The organism is Lysobacter korlensis, from assembly GCF_042434515.1.
Window position 1 is genome coordinate 1 of record NZ_JBHLTG010000011.1, and the last position, 17,845, is coordinate 17,845.

18 protein-coding genes and 1 tRNA gene are annotated in these 17,845 nt (G+C 70.2%); 1 reads left to right on the forward strand and 18 read right to left on the reverse strand.

All coding sequences use genetic code 11. The features are described from left to right. Window positions 1-101: 101 nt before the first annotated feature. Window positions 102-175 (reverse strand) — tRNA-Pro (locus ACFFGH_RS29905). A gap of 137 nt (window positions 176-312) precedes the next feature. Between ACFFGH_RS29905 and ACFFGH_RS29910 the strand changes: the two genes are divergently transcribed. Next, entirely contained in the window at window positions 313-1,500 is a 1,188-nt protein-coding gene (locus tag ACFFGH_RS29910; RefSeq protein WP_386675747.1) for a CHAP domain-containing protein, read from the forward strand. 80 nt (window positions 1,501-1,580) lie between these two features. On the opposite strand, the gene ACFFGH_RS29915 is transcribed toward ACFFGH_RS29910, so the two are convergent. The 17 genes from ACFFGH_RS29915 to ACFFGH_RS29995 all read right to left on the reverse strand — a co-directional run. Further along, window positions 1,581-2,075: an NUDIX domain-containing protein gene (locus tag ACFFGH_RS29915; RefSeq protein ID WP_386675749.1), complete on the reverse strand. Its 495-nt coding sequence runs from the start codon at window positions 2,073-2,075 to the stop codon at window positions 1,581-1,583. Further along, window positions 2,072-3,574 (reverse strand): ribosome biogenesis GTPase Der, encoded by a 1,503-nt coding sequence (der, locus tag ACFFGH_RS29920; protein WP_386675751.1) that lies wholly within the window; start codon window positions 3,572-3,574, stop codon window positions 2,072-2,074. Before der ends, ACFFGH_RS29915 begins: the two co-directional genes overlap by 4 nt. Window positions 3,575-3,730: 156 nt before the next feature. Next, window positions 3,731-4,405 (reverse strand): (d)CMP kinase, encoded by a 675-nt coding sequence (cmk, locus tag ACFFGH_RS29925; protein ID WP_386675753.1) that lies wholly within the window; start codon window positions 4,403-4,405, stop codon window positions 3,731-3,733. Next, window positions 4,402-5,490, reverse strand: a complete 1,089-nt coding sequence (locus ACFFGH_RS29930) for a prephenate dehydrogenase (RefSeq protein WP_386675755.1) — start codon at window positions 5,488-5,490, stop codon at window positions 4,402-4,404. The genes cmk and ACFFGH_RS29930 overlap by 4 nt, the downstream gene beginning before the upstream one ends. A 4-nt stretch (window positions 5,491-5,494) precedes the next feature. Continuing rightward, window positions 5,495-6,343 (reverse strand): pseudouridine synthase, encoded by an 849-nt coding sequence (locus ACFFGH_RS29935; protein ID WP_386675757.1) that lies wholly within the window; start codon window positions 6,341-6,343, stop codon window positions 5,495-5,497. Further along, window positions 6,343-6,933, reverse strand: coding sequence for an SMC-Scp complex subunit ScpB (gene scpB, locus ACFFGH_RS29940; RefSeq protein WP_386675758.1), 591 nt, complete (start codon window positions 6,931-6,933; stop codon window positions 6,343-6,345). Before scpB ends, ACFFGH_RS29935 begins: the two co-directional genes overlap by 1 nt. After that, the gene (locus ACFFGH_RS29945; protein WP_386675760.1) at window positions 6,923-7,750 is read right to left on the reverse strand and encodes a segregation and condensation protein A; all 828 of its coding nucleotides are present in this window, start codon (window positions 7,748-7,750) and stop codon (window positions 6,923-6,925) included. Before ACFFGH_RS29945 ends, scpB begins: the two co-directional genes overlap by 11 nt. Then, the gene (locus ACFFGH_RS29950) at window positions 7,734-8,645 is read right to left on the reverse strand and encodes a ParA family protein (RefSeq protein ID WP_386675763.1); all 912 of its coding nucleotides are present in this window, start codon (window positions 8,643-8,645) and stop codon (window positions 7,734-7,736) included. Before ACFFGH_RS29950 ends, ACFFGH_RS29945 begins: the two co-directional genes overlap by 17 nt. A 105-nt stretch (window positions 8,646-8,750) precedes the next feature. Further along, on the reverse strand, window positions 8,751-9,713 hold the full coding sequence (gene xerD, locus ACFFGH_RS29955; protein WP_386675765.1) for a site-specific tyrosine recombinase XerD: 963 nt from the start codon (window positions 9,711-9,713) through the stop codon (window positions 8,751-8,753). Continuing rightward, window positions 9,697-10,272, reverse strand: coding sequence for an NUDIX domain-containing protein (locus ACFFGH_RS29960; RefSeq protein ID WP_386675767.1), 576 nt, complete (start codon window positions 10,270-10,272; stop codon window positions 9,697-9,699). The genes xerD and ACFFGH_RS29960 overlap by 17 nt, the downstream gene beginning before the upstream one ends. After that, window positions 10,265-11,914 carry a CTP synthase gene (gene pyrG, locus ACFFGH_RS29965; protein ID WP_386676043.1) on the reverse strand — a complete coding sequence of 550 codons (1,650 nt, stop codon included), beginning with the start codon at window positions 11,912-11,914 and terminating at the stop codon, window positions 10,265-10,267. Before pyrG ends, ACFFGH_RS29960 begins: the two co-directional genes overlap by 8 nt. A 175-nt stretch (window positions 11,915-12,089) precedes the next feature. Further along, a complete protein-coding gene (gene recN, locus ACFFGH_RS29970; RefSeq protein ID WP_386675768.1) occupies window positions 12,090-13,811 on the reverse strand; it encodes a DNA repair protein RecN in 1,722 nt (573 codons plus the stop codon). Then, window positions 13,808-14,734 (reverse strand): NAD kinase, encoded by a 927-nt coding sequence (locus ACFFGH_RS29975; RefSeq protein WP_386675770.1) that lies wholly within the window; start codon window positions 14,732-14,734, stop codon window positions 13,808-13,810. The genes recN and ACFFGH_RS29975 overlap by 4 nt, the downstream gene beginning before the upstream one ends. After that, a complete protein-coding gene (locus ACFFGH_RS29980) occupies window positions 14,731-15,543 on the reverse strand; it encodes a TlyA family RNA methyltransferase (RefSeq protein ID WP_386675772.1) in 813 nt (270 codons plus the stop codon). The genes ACFFGH_RS29975 and ACFFGH_RS29980 overlap by 4 nt, the downstream gene beginning before the upstream one ends. Further along, window positions 15,540-15,704, reverse strand: coding sequence for a hypothetical protein (locus tag ACFFGH_RS29985; RefSeq protein ID WP_386675774.1), 165 nt, complete (start codon window positions 15,702-15,704; stop codon window positions 15,540-15,542). Before ACFFGH_RS29985 ends, ACFFGH_RS29980 begins: the two co-directional genes overlap by 4 nt. A gap of 130 nt (window positions 15,705-15,834) precedes the next feature. Next, the gene (locus ACFFGH_RS29990) at window positions 15,835-16,839 is read right to left on the reverse strand and encodes an HAD-IIA family hydrolase (protein WP_386675776.1); all 1,005 of its coding nucleotides are present in this window, start codon (window positions 16,837-16,839) and stop codon (window positions 15,835-15,837) included. Then, on the reverse strand, window positions 16,829-17,845 hold a 1,017-nt coding region (locus ACFFGH_RS29995), incomplete at its 5' end, for a tetratricopeptide repeat protein (RefSeq protein ID WP_386675778.1). The genes ACFFGH_RS29995 and ACFFGH_RS29990, both read right to left, overlap by 11 nt.

A 17,845-nucleotide genomic window follows, 5' to 3' on the forward strand; every position in this document is an offset into this window, starting at 1 on the left:
TGGAACTCGACCCGAACCGCGATTACCAACCCCAGAAAACGAAGAAACTCCCAAACCACTGAGGGTTCGGGCGTTTCCTATGTCCTGAGACAGGACATTCGTCGGGCTGACAGGATTTGAACCTGCGACCCCTTGACCCCCAGTCAAGTGCGCTACCAAGCTGCGCCACAGCCCGTGACTTGTCCGCGCCGGAACGTGGACCTCGAATAGCTTAGCGGTGCGCGACGGGCAGTGCTCCCGGGGCACCCTAGACTCGTGCCAAGCGCGCGGGAATGGCGCGATGATCAGCGGGGGGCTGAAGCGATGCCGGGTATGTCTGCGAACGAGTACGGCCACGTTCTCAATCGACCATCGCACCGGGCCCACGTTCTGGTGCTCATTCTGATGACGGCGCTGCTTGCGAGCCTCGGGGTCGCCCAGCCGGCTGCCGCGGCCACGCGCCTGCAGCTCTCCGTCGGGGTGAACACCACCGAGTTCTACCCGGGCCAGTCGGTGGTCACCTACGGCTACCTCAAGTCGTCCAGCGGGAAGCCGCTCGGATCGAAGACGGTCTACGTGCAGAGGCTCACCGGCTCCACCTGGAAGAGCATCGCCACAACGAAGACGACCGCGACCGGCCACTACCGGCTTTACATCCGGGAGCCTGGCGGCTTCCAGCTCCGCACCTACGCCAAGGCGTACAACGGCGACGCCGGCGTGGTCTCCAAGACGATCGCACTCACGCGAATCAGCGGCACCCAGACGCTCGAGCAGCGCTACGAGCAGCTGAAGCCGTGGCTCAAGGAGCCGATCGCGAGCACCAAGACCGGCACCAGCTACGGCGTGCCGATCCGCTGGCGGTCGTATGCGAACGGAGCGCTCGTCGAGGGTGGCGGCCGGGTGTACGTGGTGACCGGCGCCGTGCTGAAGGGGTACCTCAGCACCGGTGGCACCACGGGCAAGCTCGGGCGGCCGATCAGCGACGCCGACTGCTACATGACGACCGACAAGTGCATCCAACCCTTCGCCCGCGGCGCGGTGTACTACAACGCCCAGTCGGTCACGGCGCGAAAGACGCACATCGCCTACGGGACCGGCGTCGGCGCCGAGATCGTCGCCGCGGCGATGTCCCAGGTCGGCTACCGCGAGCCCGCCTGGCAGACGAACAAGTACACCGCGTGGAACGGTCTGAAGACCGCCTGGTGCGGCGTCTTCCAGTCGTACAACAGCGCGGCTACGAAGAACGGTGAAGCGATCCCGCAGGTGAACACCTTCGAGAAGCTCGTGGCCGAGGTGAAGCGCCGGGGTGTCACCAACACGCCCCGTGTCGGGGCGCTCATCTTCATCGATTTCGGCAGCGGGAACGTCACCCACACCGGCATCGTGACCAAGGTCTACTCCGATGGCTCGATGCAGACCATCGAGGGCAACACGGTCTCGCCCAGCGACTCCGTGCGTCAGGTGGCGATCAAGACCCGATCACCGTGGCAGGCGGAGTTCTTCTATATTCCGGGAACGTAGGGCACGCTCGACGTTGCGGGCCCTTCGACGGGCTCAGGGACCGAGGTCGCGCCCTTCGACCGGCTCAGGGACCGAAGTGGTTACCTGAGCAGGGGGCGCAGCTGCGGCCAGCTCTCCTGGAACCGCGGATGCAGCGGGAGCGCGTCGACCTCGTCGAGCGGCACCCAGCGAAGCTCCCGGCTCTCCGGGTCACCGATCAGCGGGTCGAAGAACCGGGTCGCCTCGGCCACGACGGTCGTGTACGACCAGTAGCCGAGATCGAGCTCGAACACGTCGATCACCCGCACCGCATCCGAAGGCACGCCGGCCTCCTCCGCCGCCTCCCGAACCGCTGCCTTCTGCGCGCTCTCGTCCTCGTGCCTGGCACCGCCGGGGAGCCCCCAGGTGTTGCCGAAATGACTCCACACCGCCCGGTGCTGCAGCAGCACGCCGGCGTCGCGGTGCCAGAGCAGCAGCCCGGCGGCTCCGAAGCGCCCCCAGTAGCGGGCACCGTCCGGGCCCTCGACCCACGCGTCCCCCGCATCGCGCAGATGCGGCGGCGGGAAGAAGCCGGGCGGGGGCGTGTCGTCGCTCACTTGCGCTGCCGACGCTCCCGCACCCGCATGTTGACCACGATCGGCGAGCCATCGAAGCCGTAGATCTCGCGCAGCCGGCGGGTGATGAAGCGGCGGTACCCCGGGTCGAGGAAGCCGGTGGTGAACAGCACGAACGTCGGTGGGCGGGTCGCGGCTTGAGTGCCGAAGAGGATGCGGGGCTGCCGCCCGCCGCGCACCGGGTGCGGATGCTCGGCGACGAGCTCCGCGAGCAGCGCGTTGAACTTGCCGGTGGGGATGCGGGTGTCCCACGACTCGAGCGCCTTCTCCAGCGCCGGGACCAGCTTCTCGAGGTGACGCCCCGTCTTCGCGGACATGTTGATGCGCGGCGCCCACGCCACGTGCGCGAGATCCTGCTCGATCTCCCGCTCCAGGTAGCGGCGGCGGTCGTCGTCGAGCATGTCCCACTTGTTGAAGGCCAGCACCAGCGCGCGGCCCGACTCGAGCACCAGCTCGATGATGCGGACATCCTGCTCGCTGATCGGCTCGGTGACGTCGAGCATCACCACGGCGACCTCCGCCTTCTCGAGCGCCGCGCTGGTGCGCAGCGACGCATAGAAGTCGGCGCCCTGCTGCAGGTGCACCCGGCGCCGGATGCCGGCCGTGTCGACGAAGCGCCACACCTTGCCGGCGATCTCCACCTGCTCGTCCACCGGATCGCGGGTGGTCCCGGCCAGGTCGTTCACGACCACCCGCTCCTCCCCCGCCGCCTTGTTCAGGAGGCTCGACTTGCCGACGTTCGGACGTCCGAGTATGGCGACACGGCGAGGCCCACCGACCTCCTCCTTCGCGACGGCGGACACCTCGGGCAGCACCTTCATGACCTCGTCCAGCAGATCCGCGACGCCGCGGCCGTGCAGAGCGGAGACGGGGTGCGGCTCGCCGAGGCCCAGGCTCCACAGCTCCGACGCGACGAAGTCGCTACGCGGGTCGTCGGCCTTGTTGGCGACCAGCAGAACCGGCTTCTTCGCCGAGCGCAGCATCCGCACGACGTGCTCGTCGGTGGAGGTTGCCCCGACGTTCACGTCGACGACGAACAGCACCGCGTCGGCGAGGTCGACGGCGACCTCGGCCTGGGCGGCGACCGCGGCGTTGATGCCGGTGGCGTCCGGCTCCCAGCCGCCCGTGTCGACGAGGGTGAACCGGCGGCCGAGCCACTCGGCCTTGTAGGAGACGCGGTCGCGGGTGACGCCTGGAACGTCCTCGACGACGGCCTCACGGCGACCCAGGATGCGGTTCACAAGCGCCGACTTGCCGACGTTCGGCCGGCCGACGATCGCCAGTACCGGCAGAGCCGGAAGGTAGGTGATCCCGTCCTCTGCGCCCGCGGCACCCTCGAGGAGCGCGAGGTCCTCGTCTTCCAGCTCGTATTCGTCGAGCCCGGCACGGAGGGCCGCGGCACGCTGCGCTGCCTCGTCTGGGTCGACGGCGTCGAGGCGGTCCGCGAGTGCCGGGTCGTAGTCCGGGAAGGTGTCAGTCATAGCGGCTCTAGCCTACGCGGGGGCGGTGTCGCCTCTCGGTGGCCGAGGAGCGCCCCGGAGGGAGCGCATCGGAACCAGCCGAAGCGGCGGTTGCGGTCATCGGGGGGTCGATACGCCGCTTCGCGGCTACTCAACCACCGAGCGGTTTGCGGCTGCTCAACCAGCGATCTTTATGGTGGCGCGGACGAGCTCGACCATCGCGTCGACCGTCTGGTCGAAGTCGAGGTCGGTGGAGTCGAGGGTCGTCACGCCTTCAGCGGCGTTGAGGAAGTCCACCACCTTCGAATCTTTCGCGTCGCGGGCGCTCAGCTGCGCCGCGATGTCGACGTGGTTTGCTCCGTCCACCTCGGCGGCGCGCCGCGCCGCGCGAACTTCCGGCTGTGCGGTGAGCAGGATGCGCACGTCCGCATCCGGTGCGACCACCGTCGTGATGTCGCGTCCCTCCGTGATGATCCCGGGTCGGCCGCTCTCGGCGATGATGCCGCGGAACAGGCGGATCAGGTGCTCGCGCACCTCAGGCACCCGCGCGATCGAGCTGACGATCGATGTCACCGGCGGGGTGCGGATGTCATCGGTGACGTCCGTGCCGCCGACCTGCACGAAATAGCCGTCCGGGTCGGTGCCGATCGTGTAACTGAACCCGGGAACCGCCTCGGCGATCTCCGCCTGGTTCTTCACGTCCACGCCGGACTGCAGGCAGAACCAGGCGAACGCGCGGTACGCGGCGCCGGTGTCCTGGTAGTCGAAGCCGAGACGCCGCGCCGCGGCACGGCTCACGCTCGATTTGCCGCTTCCGGCGGGACCGTCGACCGCCACCACGGTTCCGGTCACGTCGTGCTCCCTGAGATCGTCCAACCCCGCGCCTCCAACTGCTCGGTCAAGTGCTCCTCCGCCTCGGGCAGCACGCTGATCTCGGCGAAGCCGATCTGCGCGCCCGGCGAATGCTCCAGTCGCAGGTCTTCCATGTTGACCCCGATGGCTCCGATATCGGTGAGCAGCCGGGCAAGCTCACCCGGTCGGTCGGCGACGAGCACCACCAGTTGGCTGAATCGGTTGTCCTGCCCGTGCTTGCCGGGGATCCGGGCGACGCCGCTGTTGCCGTTGCCGAGCGCGTCGGCCAGCGCGCGCCGGGAGCCGCCCGCGTCCGGATCTTCCAGCGCGGCGAGCACGGCGTCAAGATCGTCGCGCATGCTGCGCAGCACACCGGCGACCGCATCCGCGTTGGCGGTGAGGATCTGCACCCAGAGCGCCGGATCGCTCGAGGCGATGCGAGTCACGTCGCGCAAACCCTGCCCGGCGAGCCCGAGCGCTGCCGCCTCGCCATCGCGGAGCCGTGCGGCGAACAGGGACGCGACGAGCTGCGGCGCGTGCGAGACGAGCGCCACGGCGCGGTCGTGCTGGTCGGCGCTGAGGAACACCGGCACCGCACCGAGATCGAGGATGAGATCCTCCACGAGGCCGGCGGCCGCAGGCTCCGCGGATTCACGGACGACCACCCATGGGCGTCCGACGAAGAGGTCGGCGCGTCCGGAGATCGCTCCCCCGCGCTCCCGACCCGCCATCGGGTGGGTGCCGACGAAACGGCGGAGATCGGCGCCGAGCGCGGTGAGCTCGTCGAGGACACCGCGTTTTACGCTCGCGACGTCGCAGACGACCGCATCCGGGTGCGCGGCAAGTTCCGCCGCCACCACGGCCGCGGTCACATCGGGCGGCACGCACACCACCACGAGCCCGGGCGCATCGCCGGACGCGGGCGCTCGGCCAGCACCGTAGTCGAGAGCGAGCCGAGCGGACGACGGTGATGCGTCGTCGATCACGACGTCGACGTCGTGCTCCCGAAGCCCGAGGCCGATGCTGGTTCCCAGCAGCCCGCTGCCCACGATGCGCACCTGGGTGCCGAGCCGGCCGTCGTTCACGAATTCAGTCCTCAATATCCCTCGCGGGCCTGCGGCCCTTCGGATCCCCTGCGGGCTTGCGGCCGACACCCTGCCCGCCAGGCTGCGGCTCCCCCTCGCGGCGGGCGAGCGTCAGCAGCGAACCGAGTTCCACCTTAGTGAGGTCCCGCAGGGAGCCGGACGCGAGGGTGCCGAGGTGCAGAGGGCCGAACTGCCGGCGCACCAGCTCCTCCACCGGGTGCCCGACTGCGTCGAGCATGCGACGGACGATCCGGTTCCGTCCGGAGTGCAACGTCACCTCGACCATCGACCGGCCACGCGTCGGCGCGCCGAGCAGCCGGGCCCGGTCCGCCGCGATCGGGCCGTCGTCGAGGTCCACACCCTTCAGCAGCGTGCGGAGGGTCGCGGGCGTCACCTCTCCGGTCACCTTGGCGATGTAGGTCTTCTCCACACCGAACGACGGATGCGCGAGCACGTGCGCGAGCTCCCCATCGTTGGTGAGCAGCAGCAGCCCCGACGTCTCGGCGTCCAGTCGGCCGACGTTGAACAGCCGCTCCTCGAAGCGTTCGGTGAACCGCCGCAGGTCCGGTCGTCCCCGCTCGTCCTTCATCGTGCTGACCACGCCGACGGGCTTGTTGAGCATGACGTAACGCCGACTGGGGTCGAGCTGCACAGCGACCCCGTCGACGGCGACCAGATCGCGGTCAGGGCGAACCCGGCGGCCGAGCTCGGTGACGACCTTCCCGTTCACCCGCACGCGTCCCTCGACGATCATCTGCTCCGACACCCGGCGCGATGCCACACCGGCGGCGGCCATCACCTTCTGCAGCCGCTCGCCCTCGGCGGCGGGCAACGGCTCCTCAGGAGGCGTCATCACTCGCCGGGCCCGGAGCCGAAGCCGTCGACGCCGTCCGGCAGCATGGGCGAGATCGGCGGCAGCTCGTCGAGGGAGTTGATGCCGAGCTGGGTGAGCAGCAACGGCGTGGTCTCGTAGTGGATTGCCCCGGTCTCCGGGTCGGTGAACGCCTCGGCGATGAGCCCGCGGCCGAGAAGGGTGCGCACCACGGAGTCGACGTTGACGGCGCGGATGGAGGCGACCGCGCCCCGGGTGATCGGCTGCTTGTATGCGATGACCGCGAGCGTCTCGAGCGCCGCGGGCGAGAGCCGGGTCGGGTTCTGCTCCAGCACGAAGTCCCGGACCAATGGATCGTGCTCCTCGCGGACGTAGATCCGCCAGCCCCCGCCGACCTCCCGAAGCTCGAAGCCGCGGCGAACACCACCGTCGACGCCGTCGAAGTCGGCGACCAGCCGCCCGATCGCTGCACGCACCGAGGGAACCGGCGCGTGCAGCGCGGCGGCGAGGGTCACGACGCTCTGCGGCTCGTCGACCACCATGAGCACCGCCTCGAGGGCACGCTCGAGGTCCCGGGCGTCGACGGGTGGTCCGGCATCGTCAGCCGTCATAGTCTGCTCCGAGGTTGGCAAGGTGCTCATCACTCCAGTGTTCCGCGCTCCAGCGGATCGTCAACTCGCCGAGCGGCTCCAGCTGCTCGAAGGAGACCGCTGCGGCGCGGTACAGCTCCAGGATGGCGAGGAACCTCGCCACCACCACGCCCCGCTGCGCGGCGCCCATGACCAGCTGCCGGAAGGTCAGCGGGTCGCCGCGCCGCAGCATCGCCACCACATGGGCTGCCTGCTCCCTGATGCTGACGAGCGGTGCGTGCAGGTGGTCGAGGCCGACGGTGGGGATCTCCTTCGGCGTGAATGCCAGCAGCGCGATGGCGGCGAAGTCCTCCGCCGTGATGGTCCAGACGAGCTCCGGGACCGTCGCCCGGTACTTCTCCTCCAGCCGCACGGTGCGCGGGGTGCGCAAGCTCTCCACGTCGATCCGCTCGGCGAACCAGCCGGCCGCCTCCTTGAACGCCCGGTACTGCAGCAGCCGGGCGAACAGCAGGTCGCGCGCCTCCAGCAGTGCCACGTCTTCCGCGTCGACCAGCTCGCCCTGCGGCAGCAGCCCCGCCACCTTGAGGTCGAGCAGGGTCGCCGCGACCACGAGGAACTCGCTGGCCTGGTCGAGCTCCTGCTCGGTCTCCATCCCGCGCAGGTAGGACAGGAACTCATCCGTCACCGCGCTCAGCGAGATCTCGGTGATGTCGAGCTCGCGGCGTCCGATGAGCGTCAGCAGCAGGTCGAACGGCCCGCTGAAGTTGGCCAGCTCGAGCCGGAAGCCCGGCGCCGCGTCCTGCTCTTCTTCGATGGTGGGCCTAAGCGGCCGCGCCACGGAAGATCAGTTCTCGGGCGAGCTGCCGGTACGCGAGGGCCGCCGGGTGCTCGGGAGCGAAGGTCGTGATGGGCGCTGCCGCGACGCTCGCATCCGGGAACTTCACCGTGCGCCCGATGACCGTCTCGAGCACCCGGTCGCCGAACGCCTCGACGACGCGCTCGAGAACCTCGCGGGAGTGCAGGGTGCGGGAGTCGAACATGGTCGCCACGATGCCGTCGAGCTCGATCACGGGATTCAGGCGGTCGCGCACCTTGTCGATGGTCTCGATGAGGAGGGCGACGCCGCGCAGGGCGAAGTACTCGCACTCGAGCGGGATCAGCACGCCGTGGGCCGCGGTGAGCGCGTTCACGGTGAGGATGCCGAGCGACGGCTGGCAGTCGACCAGGATCACGTCGTAGTCCGCCGACACACTCCGCAGCACGCGGGCGAGGATCTGCTCGCGCGCCACCTCGTTGACGAGGTGCACCTCCGCGGCCGACAGGTCGATGTTCGCGGGGACCACGTCGAGGTTCGGCGTGTTGGTGTGCACGATCGCGTTGCGGATGTCCTTCTCACGACCGATCAGCAGGTCGTAGATGGTGGGCACATCGTGCGTCTGCACGCCCAGCCCAGCCGAGAGCGCACCCTGCGGGTCGAAGTCGATGGCCAGCACCTTGCGTCCGAGCTCGGCGAGGGCGGCACCCAGGTTGATGCTGGTCGTCGTCTTGCCGACACCACCCTTCTGGTTGCAGAGGGTGATGATCCGCGCAGGTCCGTGACTCTTGAGCGGCAGCGGAGTGGGGAATTCACGGCGCACACGACCGGTGGGTCCGAGCACCGGACTCTCCAGTCCCTGCAGCTCGATGAATGGCTCCACGAAGGATTCCACCTCGGGTTCGACCTGCGATTTCATGGGGCCGAGTCTACGTCGCGGCCCCTGTGTGGCCCGGTTCCACGCCCGCGCGCCGCCGATTCCAGCAGTTTCTCAGGAAACGATGCCTCGGCGTGTCGCCGATGGTCATCGAGCTCGCGGATGCGCGGTCGTGTACATGTCTCGGAGGGCGTCAGCCGTGACCAGCGTGTAGAGCTGCGTCGTGGACACGGAGGCGTGTCCAAGGAGCTCCTGCACGACGCGCACATCCGCACCGCCGGTCAGCAGATGCGTGGCGAACGAGTGCCGGAAGGTGTGCGGCGAGATGTCGAGCCCGAGGTTCGCCCGATCCGCGGCGGCCCGGATGATCAGCCACGCGTTCTGCCGGGACAGCCGGGCGCCGCGGGCGCCGAGGAACAACGCCGGCGTGGCGGCGCCGCGCGGCGAGAACACTGGTCTGGCACGCACGAGGTAGGCGTCCAGCGCGGCGCGCGCGTAGCTGCCGAGCGGCACGATGCGCTGCTTGCCGCCCTTGCCGAGCACCCGGATCAGCTCACCGCTCGACCCCTCGTCGGAGATCACGTCGTCGACGTTGAGGGCGACCGCCTCGGAGATGCGCGCACCGGTCGCGTAGAGCAGCTCGAGCAGCGCCTTGTCGCGCAGGTTCTGCGGCTCCTCACCGTCCGTCGCCGCGAGCACGGACGCCATCTGTTCGATGCTGATCGCCTTGGGGAGCCGGAACGGCAGCTTCGGTGGCGGCGCATCGGCGGCGGAGTCCTCGGCGGCGAGACCCTCGTCGACCAGGAAGCGCGAGAAACCGCGCACCGATGACAGCATCCGCGCCAGGGACGACGCGGCGAGCGGCGCCTCGGATCGACCGCCGACGTGGGTGAGGAAGGCCGTCACGTCCGCCCGGGTGATCTGGTCCGGTGCCGTCCTCCCCCGCTGTCGCAGCACCTCCCGGTATGCGGCGAGGTCACGCCGATACGCGGCGAGGGTGTTGGCGGATCGGCCGCGTTCGATCTGGAGATGCCGCAGGTAGCGGTCGATCGCACGGTCGATCGGCTCCGCGGGCGGAGCGGGCGGCTTCTGGTCAGCCTCGACGGGCATGAGCGGTGAGCACCGCGATGGTGAGGATGGAGTTCTTCAGGTTCCCGCCGAGCACCGCATCGACCGCCTCGCCGAGGTCGACCCAGCGCAGCTCGATGTGCTCCTCCTCGGCGAACCGGGCGAACGCCGGCGTGGACCGGAGGCCCCGGGCGAGGTAGACGCGCAGCAGCTCGTTGCTGCCGCCCGGTGAGGTGTAGAACTCGGCCAGATTGCTCCAGTCGTCGGCTTCGAGATCCGCCTCCTCGGCGAGTTCGCGCTTCGCCGCCTCGAGCGGGTCCTCGCCTTCCAGGTCGAGCAGACCGGCGGGCAGTTCCCAGTCGCGCATCCTGATGGGGTGGCGGTACTGCCGGATCAGCAGCACCCGCTCCTCATCGTCCATCGCCAGCACCGCGACGGCTCCCGGGTGGTCGACGAACTCGCGGGCGAGCACGGCGCCGCCGTACTCGAACTCCTCGAGCACGACGTCCCAGATCTTGCCGTCGTGGAGCACCGCCGACGACCGCACCGGCACCGCCGACGGCTCGTCGGTCAGCTCCTCGGTGCCGACCGACTCAGGCATCGACCCGCTCGGCGACCTCGAACAGCCGGCTCGCCTCCTGGCGCTGGAGCGCCGCCTCGATGAGTCCCCGGAACAGCGGGTGCGCCCGGTTGGGCCGCGATCGGAGCTCAGGGTGTGCCTGCGTGCCGACGTAGTAGGGGTGCTCGTCGCGCGGCAGCTCCACGAACTCGACCAGGGTGCCGTCCGGCGAGGTGCCGGAGAACACCAGCCCGGCGTCGGCGATCTGCTGCCGGTAGGCGTTGTTCACCTCGTAGCGGTGCCGGTGGCGCTCGGTCGCGGACTCCGCGCCGTACACCTCGGACACGATCGAGCCGGGTTGGAGGATCGCCTCGTAGCTGCCGAGGCGCATGGTGCCGCCGAGGTCGCCGCCGGCGAGGATGGCGACCTGCTCCGCCATGGTGGCGATCACGGGGAACTCGGTCTCGGGATCGAACTCGGTGCTCGACGCACCGGGGAGTCCGGCACGGTTGCGGGCGTACTCGATCACCATGCACTGCAGCCCGAGGCAGAGCCCGAGGACCGGCATCCGGTTCTCGCGCGCCCATGCGAGCGCGCCGAGCTTGCCTTCGATCCCACGGATGCCGAAGCCGCCGGGCACGCAGATCGCGTCGACATCGCCCAGAGCCCGGGCCGCTCCTTCAGGCGTCTTGCAGTCGTCTGAGGGGATCCAGCGGATGTGCACCTTGGTCGAATGCGCGAACCCGCCGGCGCGGAGCGCCTCCGTGACGGAGAGGTAGGCGTCGGGCAGGTCGATGTACTTGCCGACCAGGCCGATGGTGACGTCATGCTTCGGCTCGTGCACCGCCTGCAGCACCTCCGACCAGCCGCTCCAGACGACATCGCCCGCGTCGAGGCGGAGCTGGTCGATGATGTAGCCGTCGAGGCCCTGCGAATGGAGCATGCTCGGGATGTCGTAGATGCTCGGCACGTCGACGGCGTTGACGACCGCCTGCTCTTCGACGTCGCACATCAGCGCGATCTTGCGGCGGTTCGACTCGGACACCGGACGGTCGCTGCGGAGCACCAGGGCGTCCGGCTGGATGCCGATCGAGCGGAGCGCGGCCACCGAGTGCTGCGTGGGCTTGGTCTTCTGCTCTCCGGAGGCCCCCATGAACGGCACCAGAGACACGTGCACGAAGAACACGTTGCCGCGGCCGAGCTCGTGACGCACCTGGCGGGCGGCCTCGAGGAACGGCTGGCTCTCGATGTCACCGACGGTGCCGCCGACCTCGGTGATGATCACGTCGGGCGCCGGGTCGTCGTGAGCCTGCAGCCGCATCCGGCGCTTGATTTCGTCAGTGATGTGCGGGATGACCTGCACGGTGTCGCCGAGGTACTCGCCGCGGCGCTCTTTGGCGATGACCTGCGAGTAGATCTGGCCGGTGGTGACGTTGGCGGCCTGGTTCAGGTTGATGTCGAGGAAGCGCTCGTAGTGGCCGATGTCGAGGTCGGTCTCGGCGCCGTCGTCGGTGACGAACACCTCGCCGTGCTGAAACGGGTTCATGGTGCCCGGGTCGACGTTGAGGTACGGGTCGAGCTTCTGCATCACGACCCTCAAGCCCCTCGCCGTGAGGAGGTTGCCGAGGCTCGCCGCCGTCAGACCCTTCCCGAGTGAGGACACCACGCCACCGGTCACGAAGATGTGCTTCGTGCTGCGGCCGGACGCGTTCGCGTCTGAACCTTGCCCGCTGGATTGCCCGCCAGAATCGCGGCTCGAGCCGCTCGCGTTCGTATTAGCCACCACGGGCTTCCATCCTACGTCACGGATGCTGTGCGACCGGACGGCGCGCGGGATCACACACCCGGTCGGGGCGTCCCTACCGGCCGACCTTCACGGCGGAGCGTGCCGCGTCGAGGAGCTCGCGGGCGTGCGCGAGGCCGCTCTCCGAGTCGGGCAAGCCGCTGAGCAGGCGTGCAATCTCGGCGACGCGTGCCTCGCCGGTGAGCTGCTGCACGCTCGACTCCGTCACCGCGCCCTCCGCATCCTTCACGACCCGCAGATGGTTGGTGGCGAACGCGGCCACCTGGGCGAGGTGGGTGACCACGATCACCTGCGCCGTCTCGGCGAGCCGCGCCAGCCGTCGCCCGATCTCGGTGGCACTGGCACCGCCGACTCCCGCATCCACCTCGTCGAAGATGAACGTCGGCACCGGATCGCTGCCGGCCAGCACCACCTCGATGGCGAGCATCACGCGGGACAGCTCGCCGCCCGAGGCGCCGCGGCCGATCGGGCGCGGGTCGCTTCCGGAGTGCGGCTGCAGCAGGATGCTCACGCTGTCATTCCCGGACGCCGACAGTTCGCTGCGTTCCATCACCTCCACGGTGAGGCGGGCGTTCGGCATGGCGAGGGCTGCGAGCTCCGCGGTCACCCTCCTCCCCAGCTCTGCGGCGGCGGTCCTCCGGAGGGCACTGAGCCGGGCGGCGAGCTCGTGGGCCGCCTTCGCGTCCTGCTGCACCTCTCCCGTCAGCGCTTCGATGCGGTCGGAGTCGGTGTCGAGCTCCAGCAGTCGCGTGCTGCCGCGGTCGAGGAAGTCGAGCACGTCGTCGAGGGTCGGCCCGTACTTGCGGATCAGGGTGCCGAGCTCGGCGCGGCGGTCCTGCACTCCCTCCAGTTCCCGGGCACCGTCGGTGTCGAGCCCGCCGAGGTAGCTCGCAAGTGACGACGAGATCTCCGCCACCGCGAACGACGCCGCGGTGATCGCCTCAACGATGGGGCCCAGCTCCGGGTCATGGGCGCTGGCGCGGTCAAGCGATCGCCGGGCGGATTCCAGCTGTGCGGTCACGTCGGGCACGTCGTCGAGGGACTGCGATGAGAGCAGCTCCTGCGCCTGCGCCGCGGCCAGCCGGAGGTCCTCGAGGTTGCTCAGCCGTTCCGCGCGCTCGGCGAGCTCGGTGTCTTCGCCGCGCTGCGGGTCCGCCGCCTCGATCTCGGCGAGAGCCGCCCGGAGGCTGTCCGCCTCCGCCAGACGCCGCTCGCGGGACTCCACGAGCGTGTCGAGCTCGGACTGCCGCGACTGCCAGCGCCGGTAGACGGTCTCGTACTCGGTGACCAGTCCGGCGAGCTCCGGGCCGCCGAAGCGGTCCAGCGCCTCCCGCTGCGCGGTGGACGATCGCAGCCGCACCTGGTCGGACTGTCCGTGCACGGCGACGAGCCGCTCACCGAGTTCGGCGAGAACCCCGACCGGTGCGGTGCGGCCGCCGACGATCGCGCGACCTCGCCCCTCGGAGGAGATGGTGCGCCCGAGCAGGAGCACGGCGGTGCCGTCGGGCAGCGGCTCGACCTCGCCGCCGGCCTCGGCGACGCGGTCGGCGACGGGGCCGGTGTCCGGCACTCGCCAGGATCCCTCCACGCTCGCCTGTGGACGTCCGGAGCGGACCGCGGAGGAGTCGGCGCGCTCACCGAGCAGCAGGCCGAGCGCGGTGACGATCATCGTCTTGCCCGCACCGGTCTCGCCGGTCAGGGCGGTGAAGCCCGGACCGAGCGGCAGGCGGGCCTCCCCGATGACGCCGAGATCCCGAATCGAGATCTCTTCGATCACCCGAGCGCCTCCTCGTCGTCGACCGGGCCCCGCCAGCCGTTGACGGGAAGTGCGAACTTGTGCACCAGCCGGTCGGTGAACGGTCCAGGGTGCAGCCGGGCGAGCCGCACCGGAACCGGCGACCGCCGGACGACGACGCGTGCGCCGGGCGGCAGGTCGCGTGTCCGCCGGCCGTCGCACCACAGCACCGCGGCACCAGGGGTGCGCTGGAGGATCTCGACGGCGAAGGAGGACTCCGGCCCGACGACGAGCGGCCGCGCGAAGAGCGCGTGGGCGCTGAGGGGAACCAGCAGCATGGCGTCGAGGCTCGGCCACACGACCGGACCACCGGCCGAGAACGAGTACGCGGTGGATCCGGTGGGGGTCGACATCACCACCCCGTCGCAGCCGAAGCTCGACAGCGGACGGCCATCGACCTCGATGACGACCTCGAGCATCCGCTCGCGGCTCGCCTTCTCGACCGTCGCCTCATTGAGCGCCCAGCTCTCGTAGACGACCTCGGCATCCTGCTTCACCCGCACCCAGAGCGTCATCCGCTCTTCGACGAGGTAGTCGCGGGCGAGCGCCCGGGCGACGGTCTCCTCGAGGTTGTCGAGCTCGCTCTCGGCGAGGAATCCGACGTGCCCGAGATTCACGCCGAGGATCGGTGCCGCGCACCCGCGGGTGAGCTCCGCCGCGCGCAGGATCGTCCCGTCGCCGCCGAGCACGATGGCGATCTCGAGGTCGCCCGGTTCGACGCCTTCACCGAGGACCGCCAGTGTGCTGAGCTCGCCGGCCATTCCGACCATGTCGGCCTGGTCCTGGTCGGCGAGCACGGGGACGACGCCCGCCTCGAGGAGCTGTCGGCACACCTGCACGCCTGCCTGCAGGGACTCCCGGCGACCGGTGTGGGTCACGACGAGGATGTGCCGTTCGCTGGTCACGCTTGCCCTTCTGGAGCGTCGAGCTGAGACAGTTCCGTTCTCCATTCTGTCGGATTCCCGCCCGACACCTCGCTGAACCAGACCAGGTACTCGCGATTCCCGGACGACCCGGCGATCGGGGAGGGCAGGAGTCCGGCGGTCGCGAGCCCCAGGTCCCACGCGGCCCAGAGCACCCGCTCGACCGCGTCGAGCCGAAGTCCGGGGTTCCGGACGACGCCCTCGCGAATGCCGCCCCGACCGACTTCGAACTGCGGCTTGATCAGCAGGATCATGTCGGCCGACGTGCCGACGGTGTCGACGAGGGCCGGCAGCACCGTAGTCAGGGAGATGAACGACAGATCCGCCACGATCAGGTCCGGGATCTCCGCCGTGCCGCTCAGTTCCGCGAGCGACGGCGCGGTGAGGTATCTCGCGTTGGCGCCCTCCACCACCCGCACTCGCGGGTCGGAGCGGAGGCTGGGGTGCAGCTGGCCATGCCCGACGTCGAGCGCGATCACCGCCGAGGCGCCCCGCTCGAGCAGCACCTGGGTGAAGCCGCCGGTCGAGGCGCCGACGTCGAGCGCCAGCCGGCCGGCGACGGGCACGGGAAAGGCGTCGAGCGCCCCGATGAGCTTCAGCGCCGCGCGGCTGACGTGGCCGTCGTCCACCGCGACCTCGATCCGCTGGGCGTCCTCCACGCGCAGAGACGGCTTCATGGCCGGGCGGCCGTCGACGGTCACCAGCCCATCGGCGATCAGCCGCGCGGCGTGCGTGCGGCTGCGGGCGAGTCCGCGCTCCGCAAGGGCCGCGTCGAGGCGGGTGCCGGTCACGGCGCCGGGCGGTCCCCGCCCTCGAGCACGCGCCGCAACTCGTCATGCAGGGACGCATAGGCGCCGGCACGCGAGTCGAGCGGCTGATCCTCGATCAGCCGGATCCGGTCAAGCAGCCCGTCTGTGCTCCCCTGCCGGTCGGATTCCTCGCCCGCGCTCATGGAGCCAGGGTACATCGCGCCCCGCGGCAGCCCCGGCAGTGTCCGCGTGCATGCCTGAATGCGGGCCGGATCGGCGGAGACGGCCCGCCGCGGCGGGCCGTCTCCGCCGATCCCGCCCTTTTCGCCGCGCTCAGCTGTAGAGGGCGGGATCGACCCGGAGTGCGTGGATCGACAGGCCGGACTCCCAGATGGCGTGAGCGCCCGCCCGGAGCACGTCGATGCGGGTGCCGGACCGCACCAGCCGCACCTCGTTGCCGGCACGCGACACGACCGCTTTGCCCACGGAGGTCAGCACAGCGCTCCCCCGCTGCTTCGTCGCGGCGCGCGGATACGGCTTGTCGAGTTCCCGCAGGTCCTCGAGCACGAACGTTGGCCGTGAGTTCTTGTCGGCGGCGAGCACCTGCTTGGCCCGGTCGATGCCGGTGAGCACCAGCACGGAATCCATCCCCGCCCGATTCGCGCCGAGGATGTCGGTGTCCAGCCGGTCGCCGAGCACCAGCGGCGCGTTCGCGTTGAACCGGAGGCGCGCCTCCTCGAAGATGGCCACCTCGGGCTTGCCTGCCACGAGGGGCAGCCGTCCAACCGCGGTGTGCACGGCCGAGACCAGCGTGCCGTTGCCCGGGGCGGTGCCGCGCGCCAGCGGGAGCGTCCAGTCGGTGTTGGTCGCGATCCACGGGATGCCGTCATCGCCGCCCTGCAGGGCGAAGGCCGCTTCCGCGAGCTGGGTCCACCCCACCTCGGGTGCGAACCCCTGGATCACCGCTGCGGGCTCATCCTCCGCGGACCGCGTGACCGTGAAGCCCGCGCGCTCGACCTCGAACGTGAGGCCCTCACCTCCGACGACCAGGATCTTCGAGCCGGCCGGAACGGTGTCGGCGAGCAGGCGGACGGCCGCTTGCGGTGACGTAACGACGTCGTCCGGCAGCACCCGGAGCCCAAGCTCGGTGAGATGCTGCGCGACACTGGCAGCCGTGCGCGACGCGTTGTTCGTGATGTAGCCGACACGGCGGGTCGCCGAGGCCGCGTTGATGCTGTCGACCGCGTGCGGGATCGCGTCGGCGCCGCGATAGATCACCCCGTCGAGGTCGGCGAGCAGCACGTCGACGCCGTCGATCGGCGCTGGATCACGTCTCATCGGCGTCGTCCGGCTCCTCTTCGTCTGCTCCGGTGCCGCGTCCCGACTCGTCGGGTTCGACCGTGGGCTCTTCGCGCCTCGCAGCGGGGGCGTGCACGAGGTCGTACTCCTCTTCGATCACCTCGACGAGCTCATCGTCACCGCCGTTCGACTCGTCGATGGCCTCCGCAGCGCGGTCCGCGAGCTCGGCCCAGCGGGCAGCCTCGTCAGTGCGTCCCAGCTCCTCGAGCACGGTGGCGTAGGAGTCGAACAGCGCCGGGCTGTAGGAGTACGCGGTTTCCGGGTCGAGCTGCGGGATCTCGAGTTCCGCGAGGGCGGCGTCCGGTTGCCCCAGATCGAGACGGGCACCCGACATCGCGATGGCGAGCTCCACCTGCACCGGCACGGGGAGCTCCGAGCGGGGAACGGACCGGCCGAGCTCGAGAGCGCGTTCCGGGCGGCCCAGACCGCGCTCGCTGTCCACCATGAGCGGCAGCTCGTCGTTCTTGCCGGAGATCCGCCGATAGGTGCGCAGCTCCCGCAGCGCCAGCGCGAAGTCGCCGATCGCGTACGCGGTGATCGCGAGCGTCTCCCGCACCACGGCGACGCGGCCGGCACGGCGGCCCGCGGACATCGCGTGCCGGTGGGCGAGCTCCGGATACTCGTCGATCAGGCGAGCGGCCATCACGAGGTGCTTCGCGACCTCGTCGGCGTTCTCCTTGCTGAGCGTCTTCAGTTCTGCGCGAGCGACCTTGTCGAGGTCGCGCGGCTCGACGTCGGCCGGAATCTCGGGATCGTCGTGGCGTGGTCGCACCGACTTGGTCCCGAAGGGATCCTTGTCCTCTGGCATCGCCCGGCGCTTGTCGAACGTGTCGCGATCGCGCCCGCCGCGCTGCGGTCGCGCGCTTCGGTCCCCGGCATCTCCGCGGTCGAAGGTGCGGGCGGGACGTCCGTCGGTCCTGGGCCCGCGCCCGCCTTCGGTGCGAGGGGGCCGGCGGTCACCGTCCGCACGCGGGGGCCGGCGGTC